Annotated in this window: 16 protein-coding genes, 1 tRNA gene and 1 pseudogene; 7 read left to right on the top strand and 11 right to left on the bottom strand. The window is 61.0% G+C overall.

The window, feature by feature from the left end; translation table 11 throughout:
- The first annotated feature begins 88 nt into the window (after window positions 1-88).
- Together KP701_RS07525 and KP701_RS07520 are read left to right on the top strand one after the other, a co-directional pair.
- Window positions 89-343: a hypothetical protein gene (locus KP701_RS07525; RefSeq protein WP_041112022.1), complete on the top strand. Its 255-nt coding sequence runs from the start codon at window positions 89-91 to the stop codon at window positions 341-343.
- 48 nt (window positions 344-391) lie between these two features.
- A complete protein-coding gene (locus KP701_RS07520) occupies window positions 392-898 on the top strand; it encodes a hypothetical protein (protein ID WP_041112021.1) in 507 nt (168 codons plus the stop codon).
- A 25-nt stretch (window positions 899-923) separates the two neighbouring features.
- Here the strand turns inward: KP701_RS07520 and KP701_RS07515 are convergent, their stop codons facing one another.
- The 3 genes from KP701_RS07515 to KP701_RS07505 all read right to left on the bottom strand — a co-directional run bounded on the left by KP701_RS07515 (window position 924) and on the right by KP701_RS07505 (window position 4459).
- Window positions 924-1691: a sulfite exporter TauE/SafE family protein gene (locus KP701_RS07515; RefSeq protein WP_215746589.1), complete on the bottom strand. Its 768-nt coding sequence runs from the start codon at window positions 1689-1691 to the stop codon at window positions 924-926.
- 163 nt (window positions 1692-1854) lie between these two features.
- Complete coding sequence (locus KP701_RS07510) at window positions 1855-3426, bottom strand: 2-isopropylmalate synthase (RefSeq protein ID WP_215746588.1); 1572 nt, start codon at window positions 3424-3426, stop codon at window positions 1855-1857.
- A 208-nt stretch (window positions 3427-3634) separates the two neighbouring features.
- Window positions 3635-4459, bottom strand: coding sequence for an N-acetylmuramoyl-L-alanine amidase (locus tag KP701_RS07505; protein WP_215746586.1), 825 nt, complete (start codon window positions 4457-4459; stop codon window positions 3635-3637).
- 556 nt (window positions 4460-5015) lie between these two features.
- Here KP701_RS07505 and KP701_RS07500 point away from each other — a divergent pair.
- Window positions 5016-7817, top strand: a complete 2802-nt coding sequence (locus KP701_RS07500) for an Rne/Rng family ribonuclease (protein WP_215746584.1) — start codon at window positions 5016-5018, stop codon at window positions 7815-7817.
- A gap of 93 nt (window positions 7818-7910) precedes the next feature.
- On the opposite strand, the gene KP701_RS07495 is transcribed toward KP701_RS07500, so the two are convergent.
- Window positions 7911-8273 (bottom strand): hypothetical protein, encoded by a 363-nt coding sequence (locus tag KP701_RS07495; protein ID WP_215746583.1) that lies wholly within the window; start codon window positions 8271-8273, stop codon window positions 7911-7913.
- Window positions 8274-8309: 36 nt separating this feature from the next.
- Complete coding sequence (gene xseA, locus KP701_RS07490; protein WP_215746582.1) at window positions 8310-9863, bottom strand: exodeoxyribonuclease VII large subunit; 1554 nt, start codon at window positions 9861-9863, stop codon at window positions 8310-8312.
- Window positions 9864-9929: 66 nt separating this feature from the next.
- On the opposite strand from xseA, the gene purD reads away from it, so the two are divergent.
- The gene (purD, locus tag KP701_RS07485) at window positions 9930-11159 is read left to right on the top strand and encodes a phosphoribosylamine--glycine ligase (protein WP_215746581.1); all 1230 of its coding nucleotides are present in this window, start codon (window positions 9930-9932) and stop codon (window positions 11157-11159) included.
- Window positions 11160-11174: 15 nt separating this feature from the next.
- On the opposite strand, the gene KP701_RS07480 is transcribed toward purD, so the two are convergent.
- The 5 genes from KP701_RS07480 to polA are packed head-to-tail and all read right to left on the bottom strand — an operon-like array spanning window position 11175 to window position 17339.
- Entirely contained in the window at window positions 11175-11909 is a 735-nt protein-coding gene (locus KP701_RS07480) for a hypothetical protein (RefSeq protein WP_215746579.1), read from the bottom strand.
- 43 nt (window positions 11910-11952) lie between these two features.
- Entirely contained in the window at window positions 11953-12168 is a 216-nt protein-coding gene (locus KP701_RS07475) for a hypothetical protein (RefSeq protein WP_215746578.1), read from the bottom strand.
- A 58-nt stretch (window positions 12169-12226) separates the two neighbouring features.
- Window positions 12227-13882, bottom strand: coding sequence for an ABC transporter substrate-binding protein (locus KP701_RS07470; protein WP_215746577.1), 1656 nt, complete (start codon window positions 13880-13882; stop codon window positions 12227-12229).
- On the bottom strand, window positions 13883-14491 hold the full coding sequence (locus tag KP701_RS07465; RefSeq protein ID WP_215746576.1) for an SCO family protein: 609 nt from the start codon (window positions 14489-14491) through the stop codon (window positions 13883-13885).
- Between the two features lie 13 nt (window positions 14492-14504).
- Window positions 14505-17339 carry a DNA polymerase I gene (gene polA / locus KP701_RS07460; RefSeq protein ID WP_371818912.1) on the bottom strand — a complete coding sequence of 945 codons (2835 nt, stop codon included), beginning with the start codon at window positions 17337-17339 and terminating at the stop codon, window positions 14505-14507.
- A gap of 117 nt (window positions 17340-17456) precedes the next feature.
- Between polA and KP701_RS07455 the strand changes: the two genes are divergently transcribed.
- Window positions 17457-18425 carry an alpha/beta hydrolase gene (locus KP701_RS07455; RefSeq protein WP_252345477.1) on the top strand — a complete coding sequence of 323 codons (969 nt, stop codon included), beginning with the start codon at window positions 17457-17459 and terminating at the stop codon, window positions 18423-18425.
- A gap of 87 nt (window positions 18426-18512) precedes the next feature.
- Window positions 18513-18589, top strand: a tRNA-Arg gene (locus KP701_RS07450).
- A gap of 165 nt (window positions 18590-18754) precedes the next feature.
- Here the strand turns inward: KP701_RS07450 and KP701_RS07445 are convergent.
- Window positions 18755-20059: an XRE family transcriptional regulator gene (locus tag KP701_RS07445; protein WP_215746575.1), complete on the bottom strand. Its 1305-nt coding sequence runs from the start codon at window positions 20057-20059 to the stop codon at window positions 18755-18757.
- Window positions 20060-20290: 231 nt separating this feature from the next.
- Between KP701_RS07445 and KP701_RS07440 the strand changes: the two are divergent.
- Window positions 20291-20459: pseudogene (locus KP701_RS07440) on the top strand (IS5/IS1182 family transposase); the annotation flags it as partial.

Raw genomic sequence — 20459 nt, 5'->3', positions numbered from 1 at the left:
TCACGTTCTGTGTGTCTAGATCCGCGAAACCGTTCCGCCGCGCCGGCCATCGGGCTACGGAGCGGAACGCCAAACAGGATGTTTTGCCATGAAGACCTTCACAACACCCCGCTTTCTTGCAGCTCTGGCTCTTTGCGGCGTCGCGCTCACGGGTTGCGGCAGCCCCTATGACAGTGGCGCACGCGCCGGATCAGGCGCCCTGATCGGCGGCGGCGGCGGCGCAGCCATCGGCGCGCTGGCCGGCGGCGGAACGGGCGCGGCCATCGGAGCCCTTGCCGGAGCAGGCACAGGTGCGGCAGTTGGTGCAGCGACAACGCCCAACCGCCCACGCAACGGATATTGAGCTATAAGCAGCGCTCGCTTCCGTTAAAGACGATCAAGGATTCGGACTATGAGGACCGCTTTTTCCCACTCTGCCCTGCGCGGTACGGCGCTGGTCGGAGCATTCGCCACAGTCATGGCTCTGGGTGGATGTCAGGGGAACTATGATCCTGGCTCGCGCGCACTGGGAGGCGGCCTTCTGGGCGGCGGAACAGGCGCTGCGATCGGCGCTCTCGCAGGCGGTGGCCGGGGTGCTGCGATCGGCGCGCTGGCTGGCGGCGTTCTGGGTGCCGGCGCAGGTGCGATCACCACGCCCAACCGCCCCGGCTATCAGAGCGGCTATGCCAATGGCCAGCAGCAGGGTTATTACAACGGCCAGCAGGGTGCCTATCCACAGCAGCAGGGCCAGTACATGCAACCGCAGTACCAGTGCCCTCCAGGCACCACCTGCCAGCAGCCCCAGTATCAGTGCCCGCCCAACACGAACTGCCAGTATCCGGCCAACAGCGGATACTCACAGCAGGGTGGCTATCAGCAGCAGCCGGCCCAGAACTATCAGGGCGGTTACGGTTACTGAAACCTGACGTCCGAAATCATCGGTCTCAGATCATTCTCAGACCGATGATCGCCAGGAGGATGCCCAGAAACCATCTCTGCGCATCCTCCGGCAGGCGCCCAGCCAGCAGTGTCCCGAGCAGGATGCCTGGAATGGACCCCATGAGCAGTTCCACCAGCACAACGGTATCAACCGCGCCCTGAAGCCAGTGGCCACCACCGGCCAGAAGCGCCAGCGGAACAGCATGGGCGATATCTGTCGCCACGAGCTCCCGGGTACTGACCCGTGGATAAAGCACCGTCAGAGCCGCCATTCCGATGGCCCCTGCTCCCACCGATGACAGCGTCACCAGCGTGCCCAGCACGACACCCAGAAAAACCGTCAGCGCATCAACGGTCTGCGGGCGCAGCGTTCCCGCACCGATGGACCATTTCTGCAGCCAGGGCTTGAACAGGATGGCGGGAACCGTCAGCAGGAGCGCCACGCCCAGGACTTCGGTAATCAGCTTCGAGACAAACGGACTCGGGCCGAAGTGGCGCAGGAAAATCAGGCACAGGAGGCCTGCGGGAAGGCTGCCGGCCATCTGAAGAATAACAATTCTCCAGCGTACAACACCATGATGGCGGTTCAGGGCAGTGCCGAAGATCTTGGTGATGGCGGCATAGAGAAGATCCGTCCCTACAGCCGACTGCGGTTTGACACCAAAAAGCAGGATCAGCAGCGGTGTCATCAGGGAGCCGCCGCCCACACCGGTCATTCCCACCAGAAAACCAACCAGCAGTCCTGAAAGCGTATAAAGCCATGAATGCGGCATGACGGTCCCTTATTCCACAGATAACGGAACCATACCGATCGTGTTATGTTTGTCTACTTCTTAGATAAACTATTTTATATAGTTTTTTATGTGCATGTCAAAAAAAACAGGCATGCAGGTCTCCCCGCATGCCTGTTTCGTGAAAGCACCCTGTCCCTGTGGATCAGGACAGCGCTTCCGGCTCCGTCCGCTCACGCTTGGTCAGCAGCTTGTTCAGCGCATGGATATAAGCGCGGACGGCGGACACCACCGTATCAGCATCGGCGCCCTGCCCGTCCACGAGCTTGCCGTTTTCCTGCAGACGGACCGTCGTGCGGGCCTGGGCATCCGTGCCTTCGGTGACATTGGCCACAGAGAACAGAGCCAGTTCAGCCGTATGCGGGAATGCCTCACCAATGGCACGGAAGGCTGCATCGACCGGACCGTTGCCGCTGACTTCGGCGTACTGAATGGCACCATCGACGCTGATTTCGAGCTTGGCACGGGCCTTCTGCTTCGTCCCGGAAGCCAGTTCCAGCGCGATCAGATGCACGCGCTCATGGTCGCGGCTCTCGTCATCAACAAGCGCACGGATATCGTCGTCGAACACGACCTTCTTGCTGTCGGCCAGATCCTTGAAGCGCGCGAACGCGGCGTTCAGGGCCTCATCTTCCAGCGGCGGGTAGCCGAGCTGCGCCAGCTTGTCGCGGAACGCCGCACGGCCGGAATGCTTGCCCATGACCAGCGAGGTCTTGTTCCAGCCCACGCTTTCCGGCGTCATGATCTCGTAGGTCGCAGCGTTCTTCAGGATACCGTCCTGATGGATGCCACTTTCATGCGCGAACGCATTGCGGCCGACGATGGCCTTGTTCGGCTGGACGTCGAAGCCTGTGATCGTCGCCAGCATGCGGGACATGCCCAGCAGCTTCGTCGTCTCGATACCGGTCGTCTTGCCGTACTGGTCATGACGGGTGCGCAGCGCCATGACGATTTCTTCAAGCGCCGCATTGCCTGCGCGCTCGCCAATGCCGTTGATGGTGCATTCGATCTGACGTGCACCGCCTTCGACAGCGGCCAGCGTATTGGCGACGCCGAGACCCAGATCGTTGTGGTTATGCGTCGAGAAGATCACCTGATCCGCACCCGGCACGCGCTCACGCAGCATGGTGAAGATGGCGCGCATTTCTTCGGGCGTGGCAAAGCCGACCGTATCGGGAATGTTGATCGTATTGGCGCCATTACGGATCGCCACTTCCACGCAACGGCACAGGAAATCCGGATCGGTGCGGGAGCCGTCCTCGGCCGACCATTCGACGTCATCCGTGAACTGACGTGCCTTCTGATTGCCCGACGCGATGATTTCCAGAACCGTCTCCGGCTCCATCCGCAGCTTGTACTTCATGTGCAGCGGCGATGTGGAAATGAAGTTGTGAATACGCGGACGCTCAGCCTTCTTCAGCGCCTCACCGCAGGATTCGATGTCACGCTTGCCACCGCTGCGCGCCAGACCACAGATGACCGACCCGCGCACTTCATCTGCAATGCGACGCACGCTCTCGAAATCGCCTTCGGACGCCACAGGAAAGCCGGCCTCGATCACGTCCACACCCAGGTTGCTCAACGCATGGGCCATACGGAGCTTCTCTTCGAGGTTCATCGAAAAGCCGGGGGACTGTTCGCCGTCGCGCAGCGTGGTGTCGAAAATGATGACGCGGTCGTCGGCGATCGTGCCGAAGGACGGATGATGGAAGCTCATGATTGTGATCGTCTCGTCTGGTTCAGGATGGTTTTCGGTCTGTTATCCCCTGAACGCAACGGAGCGCTGTCCGCCTTGGAAAGGCGTTCAGGGGCCGATAAGTCGAAGCGAGAGGATCGAAAGAAACGTCATGGCTGCCTTAAATGACCGATTCTTTCGTCATGCGCAACCCGCATGACCATGAAGTCTTCATTGCACCCAGAGCGGATCAACCCGTCATGACACCGGCATGAGTGGCAAAATAGCGGTCTATGGCGGTTTTCATCGCACTAGCGACCTGGGTGCGATGCACAGCCTGCCGCAGTGCCGCTTCATCCAGCCGGTTGGACATGAATCCCATCTCCACCAGAACAGACGGAATTTCGGACGATTTCAGAACCACGAACGCGGCATGGCGTGACGGATGGGTCAGCAGGCCGATCCTGTTGCGGAACGAATTGACAACGCTTGCCGCCATATGCGCTGAACCCCGACGCGTTTCTTCCGAGACCAGACTGGCCAGGATCTGCTGCACGTCGGGCGACATGCCGTGGAAGGCCGGTCCGGCAAAGCGGTCTGCACTGTTTTCCGTCCGCGCAAGAGAGGCGGTCTGTGCATCCGAGGCTCCGCTGGACAGCGTATAGACACTCGCCCCGCGCACATCCCTGTCATGCAGGGCGTCTGCATGCATGGAAATGAAAAGATGCGCCTGATGCCGCTGGGCCAGTTCAACGCGCCCTTCCAGCGGGATGAACCGGTCTTCGGAGCGCGTCATGGCGACACGATACTGCCCCGACGAGAGAAGCTGACGGCTCAGTTCGGAGGCGGCGGCTTCCGCGATATGCTTTTCATAGGTGCCGGAAATCCCGATCGCTCCGGGATCCTTTCCGCCATGTCCCGGGTCCAGCATGACGAGCGGCTTCGGAGGTGCGGCACCTCGATGCACGGCGGGGGCCGGCAGTTTCTTATGCAGCGGATGGCGTCCGAATGCTGCAACGGGAGACAGCAACGGCAGCCCCGAAAGACCACTTACCAGTGTGCGTCGCGTCAGCATCCCTTGTTCCCAGTGTCCGGCGGTGAATGACGGGGCAATCATACAGCACAAAACCCTGTCAGGAACATGGCACGAAGTGTCCGGAAAACAGCGCACGGACAAATGAAAAACGCCGCGCTTGCCACGGAAGGCTGTTTCGGTCATCCTGCGTGACAGGGACCTGTAAAGTGCGGTCCGACCGGCCACGGGCTCACGCCTTTCCCGTGCCGCTCCCGCCTTTTCCTGTCCCCGCCACGACGTCCCGTCGTTTGACAGATGCGCGACTAGCCCTCCGCATTCTGTCCTGACCGGATCGAACTGGCGATCTTATGGATTCCGGTACAGGCCAGCCGCCCGTCCGGATCAGGTTTTTCATCCGGCTCCAGACTCTGGACCGGCCGTCTGTTCAGGGGACGAATGTCACTCAACGTGCTCGCAGCCAGCAACCTCACCGGAACGGGACCCCACGTGTCCCGCCGCTGTGCGTTCGGACTGCGCCGTTCCCTCCACCCCACACAATCTGACGTTCCGTCTGGCCAAGGCAGCCATTGTGGAGCGTCGTGGAGTTCAGTTTTCCATGACCAAGCGTATGCTCATCGACACCACACACGCGGAAGAAACGCGTGTTGTGGTCATGGATGGTGACCGCGTCGAAGATTACGACGTCGAGACATCGACCAAGAAGCAGCTCAAGGGCAATATCTATCTTGCCAAGGTCATTCGTGTAGAGCCGAGCCTTCAGGCCGCTTTCGTCGAATATGGCGGCAATCGCCACGGCTTCCTCGCCTTCAGCGAAATCCACCCCGACTATTTCCAGATCCCTGTCGCAGACCGCGAGAAGCTCATCGCGCTTCAGGAAGAGGAAATTGCCGAGCGCGGCGACGCCGCCGATGATGGCGAGACCGAAACGGTTTCCGAAGAGGCTACGGATAGCGAGGACGGCGAAAATCAGGACCGCCGCGCGCCCGAAACCGTTGGTGGCGAGCACGATACCGGCGAGGAAAGCGCATCGTCGCGCCGCACAGCCCGTTTCCTGCGCAACTACAAGATCCAGGAAGTTATCCGCCGCCGACAGGTGCTGCTGGTGCAGGTCGTCAAGGAAGAGCGTGGCAACAAGGGCGCGGCCCTGACCACCTATATCTCCCTCGCCGGCCGCTACTGTGTCCTGATGCCCAACGCGCTGCGTGGCGGTGGCGTCTCGCGCAAGATCACGTCCGATTCCGACCGCCGCCGCCTGCGCGACGTTATCGCGGAACTGGACCTGCCGAAATCCATGGCAATGATCGTCCGCACCGCCGGTGCCGGCCGTCCGGCGCAGGAAGTCACGCGCGACTGCGAATATCTGCTCCAGCTCTGGGACGACATCCGCTCCCACGCCCTCTCCTCGGTCGCGCCGACGCTGGTCTATGAGGAAGCAAGCCTCATCAAGCGCGTCATCCGTGACCTGTATTCCAAGGACATCGAAGATATCCTCGTGGATGGCGAAGCCGCCTGGAAGAGCGCACGTGAGTTCATGCGCCTGCTGATGCCGAGCAACGCCAACAAGGTGAAGCTCTGGCAGAACCGTGGCCAGAGCCTGTTCGCGCGCTACAATGTCGAAGGCCATCTGGATGCGATGTTCTCGCCGACGGCCCGTCTGCCGTCGGGTGGCTATCTGGTCATCAACCAGACCGAAGCCCTCGTCGCCATTGACGTGAACTCCGGCAAGTCCACCTCGCAGCGCAACATCGAGGAAACGGCCCTGCGCACGAACCTCGAAGCCGCCGAGGAAGTCGCCCGTCAGCTGCGCCTGCGCGATCTGGCCGGTCTGGTCGTGATCGATTTCATCGACATGGAAAGCCGCCGCCACAACGGACAGGTGGAAAAACGCCTCAAGGAAGCCCTGCGCTCCGATCGCGCACGCATCCAGGTCGGGCATATCTCCCATTTCGGTCTGCTGGAAATGTCCCGCCAGCGCCTTCGTCCGTCCATCGCGGAATCCGTGCTGACGCCTTGCCCGCACTGTCAGGGTACCGGCTTCATCCGTGGAACGGAAAGCTCGGCCCTGCACGTCCTGCGCGCCATTGACGAGGAAGGCGCACGCCAGCGTTCATCCGAAATCGAGGTCCATGTGGGCTCGGACATCGCGCTCTACATCCTCAATCACAAGCGCTCCTGGCTGGCGGATATCGAACGCCATCACCGCATGCAGGTGATTTTCCGTACGGAAGAGAACCTGGCTGCGGCTGACATGCGCATCGAGCGCCTTCAGGCCCAGACCCCGGCTCCCGCCCAGGTCCGTGCTCCGGAACGCGCACCGGAGCATGTCCGTACGATCGAGATCATCGAGGAAGAAGCACCTGTCGTCGTGCGGACGGAAACGCCTGTCGTTGATGCCGAGATCATCGAGGACGTGGCCACATCCGAGAGCGAAGAGGAAAGCAACGGCGGTCGCCGTCGTCGTCGTCGCCGCCGTCGTGGGGGCCGTCGCGAACAGAACGGAGACGTTCCGGCAGCGGAAAACAGCCAGGAGCAGGATGCCCCGAAGGCTGAAACGCGCGAGATCGCTGCTCCCGAAGCTGCTGACGAAAACGGCATCATCCCGGGCCGTCGCCGCACCCGCTTCAAGCGCGTCGTCAAGGATACCGAAGGGTCTGAAGATACGGCTGCACAGCCCGTGTCCGAGCTCCGTGACGTCGCTCCGACGCGCCCTGCGGCAACCACCCGTTCGAGCGCGCCTGCACCGACCCGTACCCCGCGTCGTCGTGAAGACCGCGAGGAGCGGCCGGCACCGCGTCGCTATACGGGTCCGACGCCTGCCGATCCGTTCGGTGGCAGCTTCGACATCTTCGATGTGATCGAGCAGGCCGAACTTGAAGGGACGACCGAAGCCCTTCAGACCGGGATCAGCACGCCCACGGAAATCGTGATCGAGCATGTTCCGGCTGCTGAAACGACCATCGTGGTGGAAGAACCGGTGGCCGAGGAGGCCCCCAAGCCCCGTCGTGCTCGCGGACGTCGTCCGGCCCGCGCCAAGGCGGTGGAAGCAGCTCCGGCCGAGACGGTTGCGGAAGAAGCCTCGGCGGCAGAAGCCGCTCCGGCTCCGGAAGAGCCTGTGGCCGAAGAGGCTCCCAAGCCGCGTCGCACCCGGACGCGCCGGACGCCGAAGGCTCAGGCCGTCGAGGCTGAAGCTCCGGCTGAGTCCACCGCCGAAGTCGCAGCCTCTCCCGCGGAGACTGTCTCCGAAGAAGCCGTCAAGCCGAAGCGCACCCGCGCCCGTCGTACACCGAAGGCCAAGCCCGTCGAAGCCCAGACCACCGAGGAAGGGAATATCCTTCAGCCGGTGAACGTCGATGAAGTCGCGCCGACGAAGCGTCGTGCCGGCTGGTGGAAGCGCTGATCCGTCAGCGCGTTCCGCGAACCACGAAAAAGGCCGGTCGGGATTTCCCGACCGGCCTTTTTTGGTTGTAACGGGTAACCCCTGAAGTCTGCTTTAGCGGCAGACGCTCTGTGCGCCAGTTGCCGCAATATAGGTCCCGGTCAGCGGCTGGAAACAGGCATTACGCGGGCAGGAACTGGTGCTCGCTACGCTCTGCGGATACAGCGCAGCGCCAGTCTGGGCCTGCTCCTGAAGCGCCGTGCCGCAAAGCGGTGTGTTCAGCGGGGCAGACGGATCATTGAACAGCTTCTTCTTGCCATCCTCAGACGTCTCCTCGGCCAGACCCGGCGCAAAATCCTGTGGCGGGATTCTGGCCTGCGTCGGAGGCGAGCCCGCAGGACGCGCCGGCGCCGTCGGCTGCTGGGCACAGGCTGCAAGCAGCGGCAGGGCAACGAGACTCAACCAGAACGAACGCATGCAGACTCCGGATCACAGATCGGGTGGATGAAAGATTTACAGTCCAAGATCGCCCTGCGGCGACAGGCTGTCCAGTCTTGCCCCACGATCACCGTCAGCAAAAGACAGAACGACGCGATCCGCGACAGGATGGGCCTCCGCACTCGTGACGGGCTGGCCGTTCACATCCTGAACGAGGACATAGCCGCGGCTGAGAATGGCACGGGGAGAGACGGCCTCAAGATGACTACCCAGTCCCTGAAGCCGGGCCTGCTGGAGACGGATGGCGCTTCTGAGGATATCGGGCGACAGGCGCTGGCGCTCCGTCCGAAGCTGGAAAGTCTGGAGCGAGCGCTGCCAGGCCGTATCCAGTTCGCCAGAGACCAGACGCAGGGCGGCCCGGCGACGTTCGATCAGCAGTTCCGGGCTGGGAAGATGGGTCGTCGGTGCCGTCAGGCGGGCACGGGCGCGGCTGACGAGAAGCTCTGGCGCGGGCAGTCGCAGGGCCTGCAACCGCGCGCGACTGCGCCCCATGAGCAGTTCCGGCGATGGCAGGTGCATCCCCGGCGCATCCAGCCGGTTGCGCACGCGCATGACGAAAGACGGAAGCGCCAGATCGAGGCGCTGGCCACGATCGTCCAGACGCATCCGTGCGGAATCCAGCAGACCGGGTAGATCGGGCAGACGGGCTGCGGCCTGATCCAGTCGCGCGCGGGCCGTCTGGATGATGCGGGTGAGCGCACCGGTCAGACGTGCATTGCGATGCGCCATATCCGCGACCATTTCCGAGCGCAGGGGCACGGCCATTTCGGCAGCGGCGGTCGGTGTCGGCGCGCGACGGTCCGACACGAGATCGATCAGCGTGGTGTCGGTCTCATGCCCGACAGCGGAAATGATCGGCACCGGGCAGTTCGCCACGGCACGCAGGACGCGCTCGTCATTGAAGGCCATCAGGTCTTCAAGCGAGCCACCGCCACGCGCGACAATCAGCACATCCGGCGTACGGGGACGGCGAACGGACATGCCTTCGATGGCTGCGGCAATCTGGGCGGCCGCCCCTTCTCCCTGAACCGGAACCGGCCAGAGCAGCACGTCACGCGGGAAGCGTCGGCTGATCGTCGTGATGATGTCGTGCAGCACCGCGCCCGAGCGCGACGTGATGACACCGACCAGAGACGGCAGAAACGGAATGGCTTTCTTGCGCTCAGGCTCGAACAGGCCCTCTTCGAGCAGTTTGCGGCGCAGGCGCTCGATATTGGCGAGCAGAGCCCCCTCTCCCGCGAACTCCATGCGATCGATGACGAGTTGATAGCTGGAGCGCTCGCCATAGGCCGAGACACGGCCGGTCGCGATGACCTCGTTGCCGTTCTCCGGCGCCATGCCGAGACGCGAGACACTCCCGCGCCAGATCACACCGGCGATCTTGCCGCCTTCATCCTTGAGCGACAGATAGACATGCCCGGACGGATAGCGCTTGAGTTCCGTGACCTCACCGCGCACGCGCACGCGGCCGAATCCGCTCTCCAGCGTGCGTTTGATCGCCCCGGAAATCTCGGAAACCGAATATTGCGGAACATTCCCGCGGATCGATGCGCCATCACTCTCCATCATACCGCCAGTCTATGCTACGCACGCCGTCAAACGAAGCCCACGATTGCATAATAAAGGATAAGCGGAATGCGCGTTTTGCTGGTCGGGTCCGGAGGGCGTGAACATGCCCTGGCTACATGTCTTGCGCGCTCACCGGGCCTGACCGCCCTGTATGCGGCGCCGGGCAATCCCGGCATGGCGCCTGTCGCAACGCTCGTTCCGCTCAAGGCCGATGACGTCGCAGGACTGGTGCGTTTCGCACAGGAGCAGAAGATCGACCTGATCGTCCCCGGCCCGGAAGCGCCGCTGGTGGCCGGTCTGGCGGATGCCTGCGCCGAAGCGGGTATTCCGTGCGCTGGTCCGACGAAGGCCGCGGCCCTGCTGGAAGGCAGCAAGGCGTTCACGAAGGACGTGGCGGACGCCGCTGGCATTCCGACGGCACGCTGGGAACGCTTTGAAGAGGAAGCGCCGGCCATCGAGTTCGTCCGTCGTCGTGGTGCTCCGATCGTCATCAAGGCGGACGGTCTGGCGGGCGGCAAGGGCGTCGTCGTTGCTCAGAGCGTGGAAGAAGCCGAAGACGCCATCCGCAGGCTCGGCATGCCGCTCGTGATCGAGGAATGTCTGGTGGGCGAGGAAGTCTCGCTCTTCGCGTTCTGCTCGGACGACAAGGCCGTGCTCATCGGTGCGGCACGCGATCACAAGCGTCTCGGCGACGGCGATACCGGTCCGAACACTGGCGGCATGGGGGCGATTTCCCCGCCCCCCGCTTTCGGTCGCGAGATGCAGGAAAAGGCGCTCGACATCATGGTCCGCCCGATGCTGGCCGAAATGGTCCGTCGTGGCACGCCGTTCCGGGGCGTGATCTTCGCCGGGCTGATGCTGACGACCGAGGGGCCGAAGCTGATCGAATACAATGTCCGCTTTGGCGACCCGGAAGCACAGGCCCTGCTGATCCGTCTGAAATCGGACCTGCTCCCGATCCTCGCCGCACTGGCACAGGGCAATCTCGAACATGCGGCGGCAGAGTTTTCCGACGAGCACTCAATCTCGCTGGTTCTGGCGGCAAACGGCTATCCCGACGCGCCGAAAAAGGGCGGCCGGATCAGCGGAATCGAACGCGCCGAAGCCGTTCCGGGCGTCTCGGTCTTCCATGCCGGAACGAAGCTGGTCGATGGCGTTCTGGTAGCAGATGGCGGCCGCGTTCTGACCGTCTGCGCGAAAGCTGCGACACCGGAAGAGGCCCGCAAGCTGGCCTATGAAGGTGCCTCTGCGATCCAGTGGGAGGACAAGATCTTCCGCAGCGATATCGGGCTGTAAGGAACGCGCGGGCCGTCAGTTTATCGTCCCGGATTTCTGGGTGATGGCCGTTTGCCCCTGATGACTTTCATCAAAATGCAAATGGTGTCCTGCTTCCAGAGGTTTGGCATCTTCAGGCAGGACAAAAACCTGAGCATTCTGCCGGTCGATCAGAACGGCGGAATGCTCGAAAAAAGGCAGGCCGAAAGCTCCGTTTTCAAGAGACGACTGAAACAGAACATTCAAGGTGGGCAGAACGTGGCTGCCAACGTTCACATCCGTTACAGAATGTCGATGCCCCACTGAGATGCCGACATAACGCGTCGTCACGATGGGATCATGACGCAGATCAGCGGACGTCACACCAGCGTCACTGACCCAGGATTCCGGCATGACAGTTTCCGAAAGATCCGGGTCCAGAGTCATCTCCCGGCTGCGATGGCCGATCGTCACCGCCAGCCGACCAGCCGCAGACAGATCGCTTCCATAGGCATCCGGGCCCATGAGACTAGCCGGAGCCGTGCGACAGGCTGCCGTGCGTCTGAAGCGCAGTAACGCGATTTTCCGGTGCGGGACGTCCAGCAGAACTGATGTTTTTTCAAACACGTCTCCACCCAGCCCCAGCATTCCGATGATCGGCAGGCCGTTGATCTGGTGTCGGGCGGGCCCTTCCAGAAGATTGGCCGGCACGCCGTGAAGATCGAGTGCTCCGAGCTGAAGCTCTTCCAGTCCGGTTCGGGATGTTATGGTCAGCTCACCATTCTGCGCCATCAGGGGCGCATCCCCGCCTCGTGGGAACCAGAGGTCCGCCGTGTCATGCACGAGAATGCGGGAAAAGGCCGGGCTTGATATAGAAAGCGGCTTTTTCGCCGTTAACGCGGACGCCAACGATTGGGGAATCACCCTGCCCGCCAAGAAGCGGCAGCACGATAGACGCCAGTATGCAGTCTGAGACATCCTCGTCCTGAGCCAGAACCTGAACAGGCCAAGACAGAAGAGCCAGAATCACTATCCGCAAAATGGTTTTCATGTCTCCACGTCCCTTTCAGAAGACAGGAGAGCACACAATACCGTTGTTCTCTTAGAGTTTATTGCACCCACACATGGGAAAACACCATGTGGTTGAGAAGTGTCGAATAATAATTCCCAAGCCGTTTGGAGACGAAATCGACCGTCTTCATCTGGATCATGGGAGCGCCGGGCATCTGTTCCATGACGGCGCGCCCGGCCTCCTGCCAGATCGGGGCCGCTTTTTCTGGATCGGTCTGTGCCATGGCCTGACCGAACAGGGACTGGACGTGCTGGTCGCAGAAGCCGGTAAAGTTCGGGGAGACCGCCGAGTTCGGGTGGTAATTGTCGCAGCCGAACAGGTCATCGAGGAAGGTTGAGGCCGACGGATAATCCGCGAACCAGTAGGCCAGTGCGATCTGGACGTGGTTGGCGGTGTTCTGCTCGTAGGACTCCGCAAGGCCGGCCGTGATCGGACGCAGCTGCGCATTCAGGCCTATGGACTGAAGGGCATTGCGCAGATAGGTGCCCATTCCGAGTTCCATGGCTCGGTTGGGGACCACCAGCGTGACGGAGGCCCCCTCCGCACCGGCTTCATGGATCAGGCGGCGTGCCCCCTCCACATCCTGCGGGCAGCTCATCCCCAGATCAGCACCGGGAATACCGTGCGGCACCATCTGGCACAGTGGCTCGGAAATCGCGTCACCACCAAACAGGATCGTCATGGCATGGCGGTTGACGGCCATACTGACGGCCCGGCGCACGCGGACATCCGTGAAAGGCTTTTCATGGATGTTCATTGCCAGATAATACAGACCCAGAAGCGTATTGATGTGCACCTGGGACGGATATTGCGCGCCCAGTTCACCCAGACGGTCCGCTGGCTTGGCGTCCAGCATCCAGTCATAGCGTCCCTGTTCGACGGCCGTGACCTGCGCTTCATCCGAAAGGCCGAAATCATATTCGATCCGGTCCACGAAGCCATCCGTCTGGGCCTGCGGGTTCCAGACATGGAAATGCGGATTGCGCTCCAGCACCATGCCGTGGCCCGGATCGTATTCCGTGATGCGGTACGGCCCGGTCCCCGGAGCGGTTGTCCCACCCAGATCATGCGGCGGAGTGCCTGCCGGCAGGATCACGGCATGGGGGAATGCGAGTTTGTACAGAAACTCGCCATCCGGTTTTGTCAGATGAAAAACGATTTCGCCGGTGTCAGGATGCCCTTCGACACCTGGGAGCGTACAGAGGTCAGGCTTTTCCAGACATTCTTTCGCGCCTTCAATCCCGCCATAGAAGGAAGCTGCTGTCGGGCTTCCCGCGCGATAGATGCGGCGGAAAGATGCCACCACATCCTCAATCCGCACGGGAGAACCGTCTGAAAACCGCAGGCCCGGGCGCAGATGCATGCGCCATGTCAGACCATCCGGACTGATCTGCGGCATGGCATCGGCGAGGTCCGGCACGACCTCCAGCCCCGTCGTTCCCGTAACCATGCGGAACGTCAGCAGCGGATCGTACATATTGAGGAACACCTGAATGTACTGTGTTCCGTAGTTGATCTGCGGGTCCAGTGTTCCACCAGGACCATCCGCCGTCAGGTGCAGCGTGCCGCCACGATGGGGACTGCCGAGCGTAATGCCGTTCCAGTCAGGCGGGGTCTGCTCCCCGGCGCGGGCCTGAGAAATCCCCAGCCCCAGAACCATTCCCATCGCAAGAAGCGCAGACCCCCGCTTCATTCAGCGCTTCGCCAGTTCACGCAGACGCGCGATCAGCGCATCGGCATTACCGTCAGCCGGAATGGTGCCGGCATAACGCGCATTCGGGTCCATGATGACGATCTGCGGCGCGGGAACGAAATGGTCCCCTTCCTTCTGAAGCGGCGCATGATATTCGGCCGTCATGGCCTTGATCATGTTCGGCGTGGCCGTGAACGGCATGACATGCGGCGCGACGGGAAGAACATATTCCTTGAGCGGGTCAGCCTCGTCGAACGGATTGAGAGACACGGCGAGCGGCGAGACGCGGATACCCTCGGCCCGGAGTGTGACCAACGCCTGTTCCATGCTCTTCAGCACGGGCTTGCACTTTTCCTCGGGGCAGTTGGCATCGAAGAACCAGACGAGCATCCAGGTATTGTGGAAATCGCCTTCGGTGACGGTGCTTTCGCCCAGCGAGTCCAGACGGAAGCTGCCGCCGACCTCATTGCCGTTGGACTGGACCAGAAGGCCCGGACCACCATTGGACGCCAGATGGAAGCCAACATATCCCAGAACGGCCGCCACGGCGAGAACGCCCCAGATGATGCGATTGCCGACCCGCTTGCGGCGTTCGTGATTGGTCTGCATGACCTTCCTGTCTTTAATGTGCGTCAGCCCAGCTTGGGCCGATACCGGTTTCTACTTCAAGGGCCACATCGAGTGTCGCCGCCCCTTCCATTTCCGTGCGAACGAACTCTGCCAGCGCCTTTGCGTCCTGCTCCTCGACTTCGAAGAGCAGTTCGTCATGCACCTGCAATACCATCCGCGCTTTCAGACCCGTTGCTGGCAGACGCCGTGCCAGGTGGACCATGGCGCGCTTGATGATGTCGGCCGCCCCCCCCTGAAGCGGTGCGTTGATGGCCTGACGTTCCGCATAGGCACGACGGGCACCGTTCTTTTCGGTGATGCCCGGCACATAGCAGCGGCGACCGAACGGCGTCGTGACATAGCCGTGCTTCTTCGCCTCTTCTTTGGTCCGCTCCATATAGGCGCGGATGCCGGGATAGCGGGCAAAATAGGCGTCAATATAAGACCGCGCTTCGCCCGGTGGAATCTGGAGCTGCTGCGCCAGACCGAAGGCCGAGATGCCGTAGATGATGCCGAAATTGATGGCCTTGGCCCGACGGCGGGTCAGCGGGTCCATGCCCTCAAGCGGAATACCGAACACTTCGGATGCCGTGCGGGCATGAATGTCCTGCCCCAGACGGAACGCCTCAAGCAGCGGCTCGATCTTCGCGACATGCGCCAGAAGACGCAGCTCGATCTGGCTGTAATCCGCGGACAGCAGAACGCAGCCCGGAGCGGCGACGAAGGCCTTGCGGATGCGCGCGCCTTCTTCCGTCCGGATGGGGATGTTCTGAAGGTTCGGCTCGTTCGAAGACAGCCGTCCCGTCGTGGTGATGGCCATCTGAAAGGACGTGTGAACCCGCTGCGTATCCTGATCCATCTGCTGGACCAATGCATCAGCATAGGTGGATTTCAGCTTGGCAAGCTGGCGCCAGGACAGGATCTTCTGCGGAAGTTCATGCCCCTGCTCGGCCAGCGATTCCAGAACGCCGGAATCCGTGCCCCAGCTTCCGCTTTTCGTCCGCTTGCCGCCGGGCAGACCCATTTCATCAAACAGGATCTCGCCAAGCTGCTTGGGCGAACCGACATTGAAGCTCCGCCCCACCTGCTCGTGGATTTCCTGCTCGATCGTTGCCATGCGTTCGGCAAAATCGGCGGACATGCGGCGCAGTTCAGTGGCATCCACCTTGATGCCGACTTCTTCCATATCCGTCAGGATCTGGATCAACGGACGTTCGATTTCCTCATACAGGGCGAGCGCATGACGGGTCCGCAACTGCGGACGCAACACCTGCCACAGACGCAGCGTGACATCCGCGTCCTCGGCGGCATAGGCGGTCGCAGTATCAATCGCCACCTGCGCGAACGGGATGCGCTTGCGCCCCGTTCCCGTCACCGAATCATAGGTGACAGGCGTGTGCCCCAGATGCAGCTCCGACAGCTCATCCATGCCCTGCCCGTGCTCACCGGCGGACTGGGCGTAGGAAATCAGCATCGTATCGTCGATGGGCGAGATCTCGGGAATGCCTGCGCCACGAAAGACGGTCAGGTCATATTTCGCGTTCTGGAAGACCTTCAGGACGGACGCATCCTGCAACAGGGGCTTCAGACGCTCCAGCGCCTCGGTACGATCCAGCTGACGAACGAAAGCTTCCCCGGTCGAGTCTTCTTCCAGAAGGTCGCGTATGGTTTCGTGCAGGAATGGCACATAGCAGGCCTTCCCCGGCGCAACCGACAGCGACAGCCCGACCATGTTAGCCTGCCGTGCATTGAGGCTGTCCGTTTCGGTATCGACGGCCACCACGCCTGCGGTCCGGGCATCCGCAATCCAGCGGTCCAGCGCGTCCATGTCCGTCACGGTCTCGTAGGGACCATAAGGCGCATCGGGGATCGTGACGGCCGCGACCTCATCCCGTGCGGCTGCCTTGTCCTCGGGCCGGACAATCTGGCGTGTGAACGGGCGCGGCTTTGCAGCCAGCCCCAGCCCCATGCGCTGGATGGTGGAATGGAATCCCATTTCTTCCAGCCAGTCCCGCAGGGTTTCGCGGACAGGCTTGCGGCAGCCGAGTTCGCTGATCGGCTGCGGCATCGGCGCGTTGTCGTCCAGCAGCACCAGTCTGCGCGACATGCGCGCGGCATCGGCATGCTCGATCAGGTTGTCCCGCCGCTTGGACGCCTTCATGCCCGGTGCGGCTTCAAGGATCTGCTCCAGCGTGCCGTACTCGTTCACGAGCTGCGCCGCACCTTTTGGACCGATGCCGGGAACGCCGGGAACATTATCCGTCGAATCCCCCATCAGCGCCTGCACATCCACGACCTGATCGGGCCGAACACCGAACTTGGCCTCGACCTCCGCCTCGCGGATCGGCTTCTGCTTCATCGGGTCCATCAGCTCCACGCCGGGACGCACGAGCTGCATCAGATCCTTGTCGGACGAAATGATGGTGCAGCAGCCACCCGCTTCCACGGCCGCTTTTGCATAGGCCGCGAGAAGGTCATCCGCTTCCCATCCGGCAAGCTCGATTGACGGCACGTTAAAAGCCGCCGTGGCATCGCGGATCAGGCCGAACTGCGGGCGCAGGTCTTCCGGAGCTTCCGGCCGGTGTGCCTTGTACTGCGGATAGATCTCGTTGCGGAACGTCGTACGGCCTGCATCGAAAATCACGGCGAGATGCGTTCCCACATGGTCCCGCAGCAGACGCGCCAGCATATTCGTAAAGCCATAGACCGCATTGACCGGCACGCCCTGGGGACTGCTCATCGGCGGCAGGGCGTGGAACGCGCGGAAGATGAAACCGGACCCGTCGATCAGTACCAGATGAGGCTTTTCCAGATCGGCTTTTCCCAGATCAGGTTTTTCTGGCGGCACGAATGTCTCCCTTCTCGCCCCGAAGGAGCGGACGTTCTAAAATCATCCGTGATGATAGGCTCATTCCCTTCCGTTTCAAACCGCCCCGGACGTCTTTCCTTCGGACTGCTCTGCCTGATGACCCTACTGGCGCTACAGGGCTGCATGGCACCCCATATTCCGGACCTGCATCCGACAGCACAGGAAACGGCCTTCATCCCTCCGACGCTCACACTCGACATGTCGGATGGCACACATATTCCCCTGCGCGTGTATCCGGCCCGCGCGCCCGATCCCCGCGGTATCATCCTGGCCCTGCACGGTTACGGCGACAGCCGGGATGCCTGGGAGTTCGCCGCACCGGTCTTCACGGCCCAAGGCTTTACGCTCGTCGCGCCGGACATCCGGGGCTTTGGCGGAACTGCCGACCGGGGTGGATGGAGCAGCACGGCAAGACTGGTGCAGGACGCCCGTGAACAGGTGCTCTGGCTGCACACCCGCTATCCCGGCACACCCATTCACGTCATGGGAGAAAGCATGGGGGGCGCCATAGCCCTGCTTCTGGCCGCGACAGACACGCCCCATATCAGCAGCACGATCCTGCTTGCCCCAGCGGCGCTCGATATCGGTCAGCCCTGGGAGAGCATTCTGGGCGGCCTTGATTTCCTGACCCCACACTGGGAGCTCGACGGATCGGCGGTTCCCGGTCACCGGGTTGCAAGCGACAACCTCAAGGCCCTGCGGCGGATGTATTTCGATCCCCTTACCCTGCACAGTTCGACGATCCATCCGCTCTATGGTCTGACCCTGCTGATGCAGGCTGCCTACAAGGCCGCCCCCCACGCCCGGACCCCGCTGCTCATTATTTTTGGGGGCCGTGACCAGTTCGTCCTGCCCCCTTTCACTGCACGCCTGCTCCGCCAGCTGCCCCCCGACACACGGATCGACGAACTGCCCGGCGCCCATCATCTTCTCAGCCGGGACCATCGGGGCGCGGCACAGGATGCCGTCTCGTGGCTGACACAGCCGGACCGCCTGCTTCCCTCAGGCGGCGATATCGCCGCCGCCGCATGGCAGGCCACCGCCCAGACACAGACTTTTCCATGACCTTCTGCCGGCCGTATGCCCGGACGGCAGAACTTTCAAAAAAGAGGGCTGGCAATCTGTCGCCGAAGCAGTTATCTGAGGGCGCATGGACCTGTAGCTCAGCTGGATAGAGCGTTGCCCTCCGAAGGCAAAGGTCACGCGTTCGAATCGCGTCAGGTCCACCATCAATTTCAAAAATCGTTATCTTCCGCCAGTTTTTCGGCAGGTTTGACACCTTCCGGGACAGGTTTGACATTCGGCTTCAGTCTTGACTGCTCCTGGGTGCAGTCACTCAGGCCCTCGAGAGGAGAGCCGTAAGCGACCACTCCCGGTGGTCTGCAGACAAAATCTCAAGAGGTGCGAGCGTGAAAGGGGATAATTTCAGACTCTTTGAAATTATCCTTACTATCAGTTCTTTTAGCTGGACTAAGAGACGGCCTCCGTAAACGCGCCAATTCAATCACTCTTTCTGGGGCGGAAAAATAACCTGATGGCAAAGAAACCAATGTCTCCAAATCATGTGGCGACATCCCAAAATGATTAGGTATGCTCTCTAGTGGCATAACCTTTTCATCTACAAGAAGCTCCACTGTTCTACGCAACAAACGTGGAATTTCGGGTGACCGCTCATCATCTCCCGGCTCAGCCTTTGCTCCCCATCTGGCAGAACGTCTCTTAAACAGATTGGTAGCTTCATCCTCACTAACTATTCCAAGCGCTTTAAGGCGCATCAAAATTGCAGCAGCAGAAACTCCCCATCTACGTTTCAAAATTAGCAAATCATCCAAAGTTGGGTGTAGATGAGCTTCTCCGCTGATACTTTCGGAAGGCAATAGAAATGCTCCAGCAAAAGCATGAGCTTGCTTTTCCATTAAATTATGACGACCTGGATTATTCGTTCTTTCGATGCCTTTATGTAAGACACAATGCCCCACCTCGTGAGCCAAATCGAAACGACTGCGAAAACCATTGTTTTTGTCTGCTGATAACAAAATACATGGCCTAGACAGTTTTGAACTCCACCCTGAGAGCCCTTCAATTTGCGGAATTCCAGTCTCTTCCCGGATAAGCACGATCCCCGCACTTTCGACAGCCAGAGCTAAATCTTGCACCGGGCCGCGACCAAGACGCCACAACTTGCGACATTCATCGGCCGCGCCTTCGATGTCCTCAGCAGTAATCTCTTCAGGATCGCGAAATGGGTACATTGGAAGATTAAGCTCTGGGAAATCCACAAAATCTGCGAAGCCCCAAGCAACCTCCTCGGCCCACTCCAGCCGAGCACCAAGCATTGTCCGAGCTGCAGCATGCGCAGCAGCATTGCTTCGGAAAAGCGGCATCGACAAGGTCGGAAGATAAGGCCTTAGAAACCAATCAGCAGCGACATTAACCACCAATGCCAATCGTTCTAATGCCTCACGTTCGGGGGCTTGGATGCCTCCTTTCCACTTGCTGATTGTTCCAGGCGAAACACCCACCAGCGATGCTAATTGTGCTTGGGTAAGGCGACGAACAGCCAAAATTTGACTAAGACGCTCTGCCTGAAATCCATGCACACCTCCGCGACTCATATTATTCCCCGTTGTCATTCTTTTTTCTGAGAGCTGCCTTGAGGCGAGGCAGAGCCAGATCTTCTTGGGTTGCTGGGACTTCATTATATCTGCTGAGGAAGCTTTCAATTTCCTCACGAAAAAGCCACCCGGCCATGTGCCGGTCAGGCACAGCTATTTTTATAGCAATTGGAGCTTCTGATTGGTCCTTCGAAAACTCAGCGACAAAAAAAGCTAGGACATGAGCATGGGCAGGTGGAGGGTTCGAAAAACCTTCTGGATTTGAGGGTTCCTCTGTGATTCCATCTCTCCTGCGTTGATTGGGGATGATGGCAGATGAAGCAGCCGAGTTTCTTTGATGTTGAAGAGCGGCTGGCCCGGTTAAGCGGGCTTGGCGATCAGCTTGAGGCATTTTCCCGGACTGTGGATTTTGAGGTGTTCCGCCCCGATCTGGAGAAGGCTCTGGCCTATTCAGATGGGAGCAAAGGTGGACGACCGCCGTTTG

Source organism: Gluconobacter sp. P1C6_b (genome assembly GCF_018811945.1).
Classification (GTDB): Bacteria; Pseudomonadota; Alphaproteobacteria; order Acetobacterales; family Acetobacteraceae; genus Gluconobacter.
Note: the sequence above shows the minus strand (reverse complement) of the source record. Positions and strands in the feature narration are given on the sequence as shown.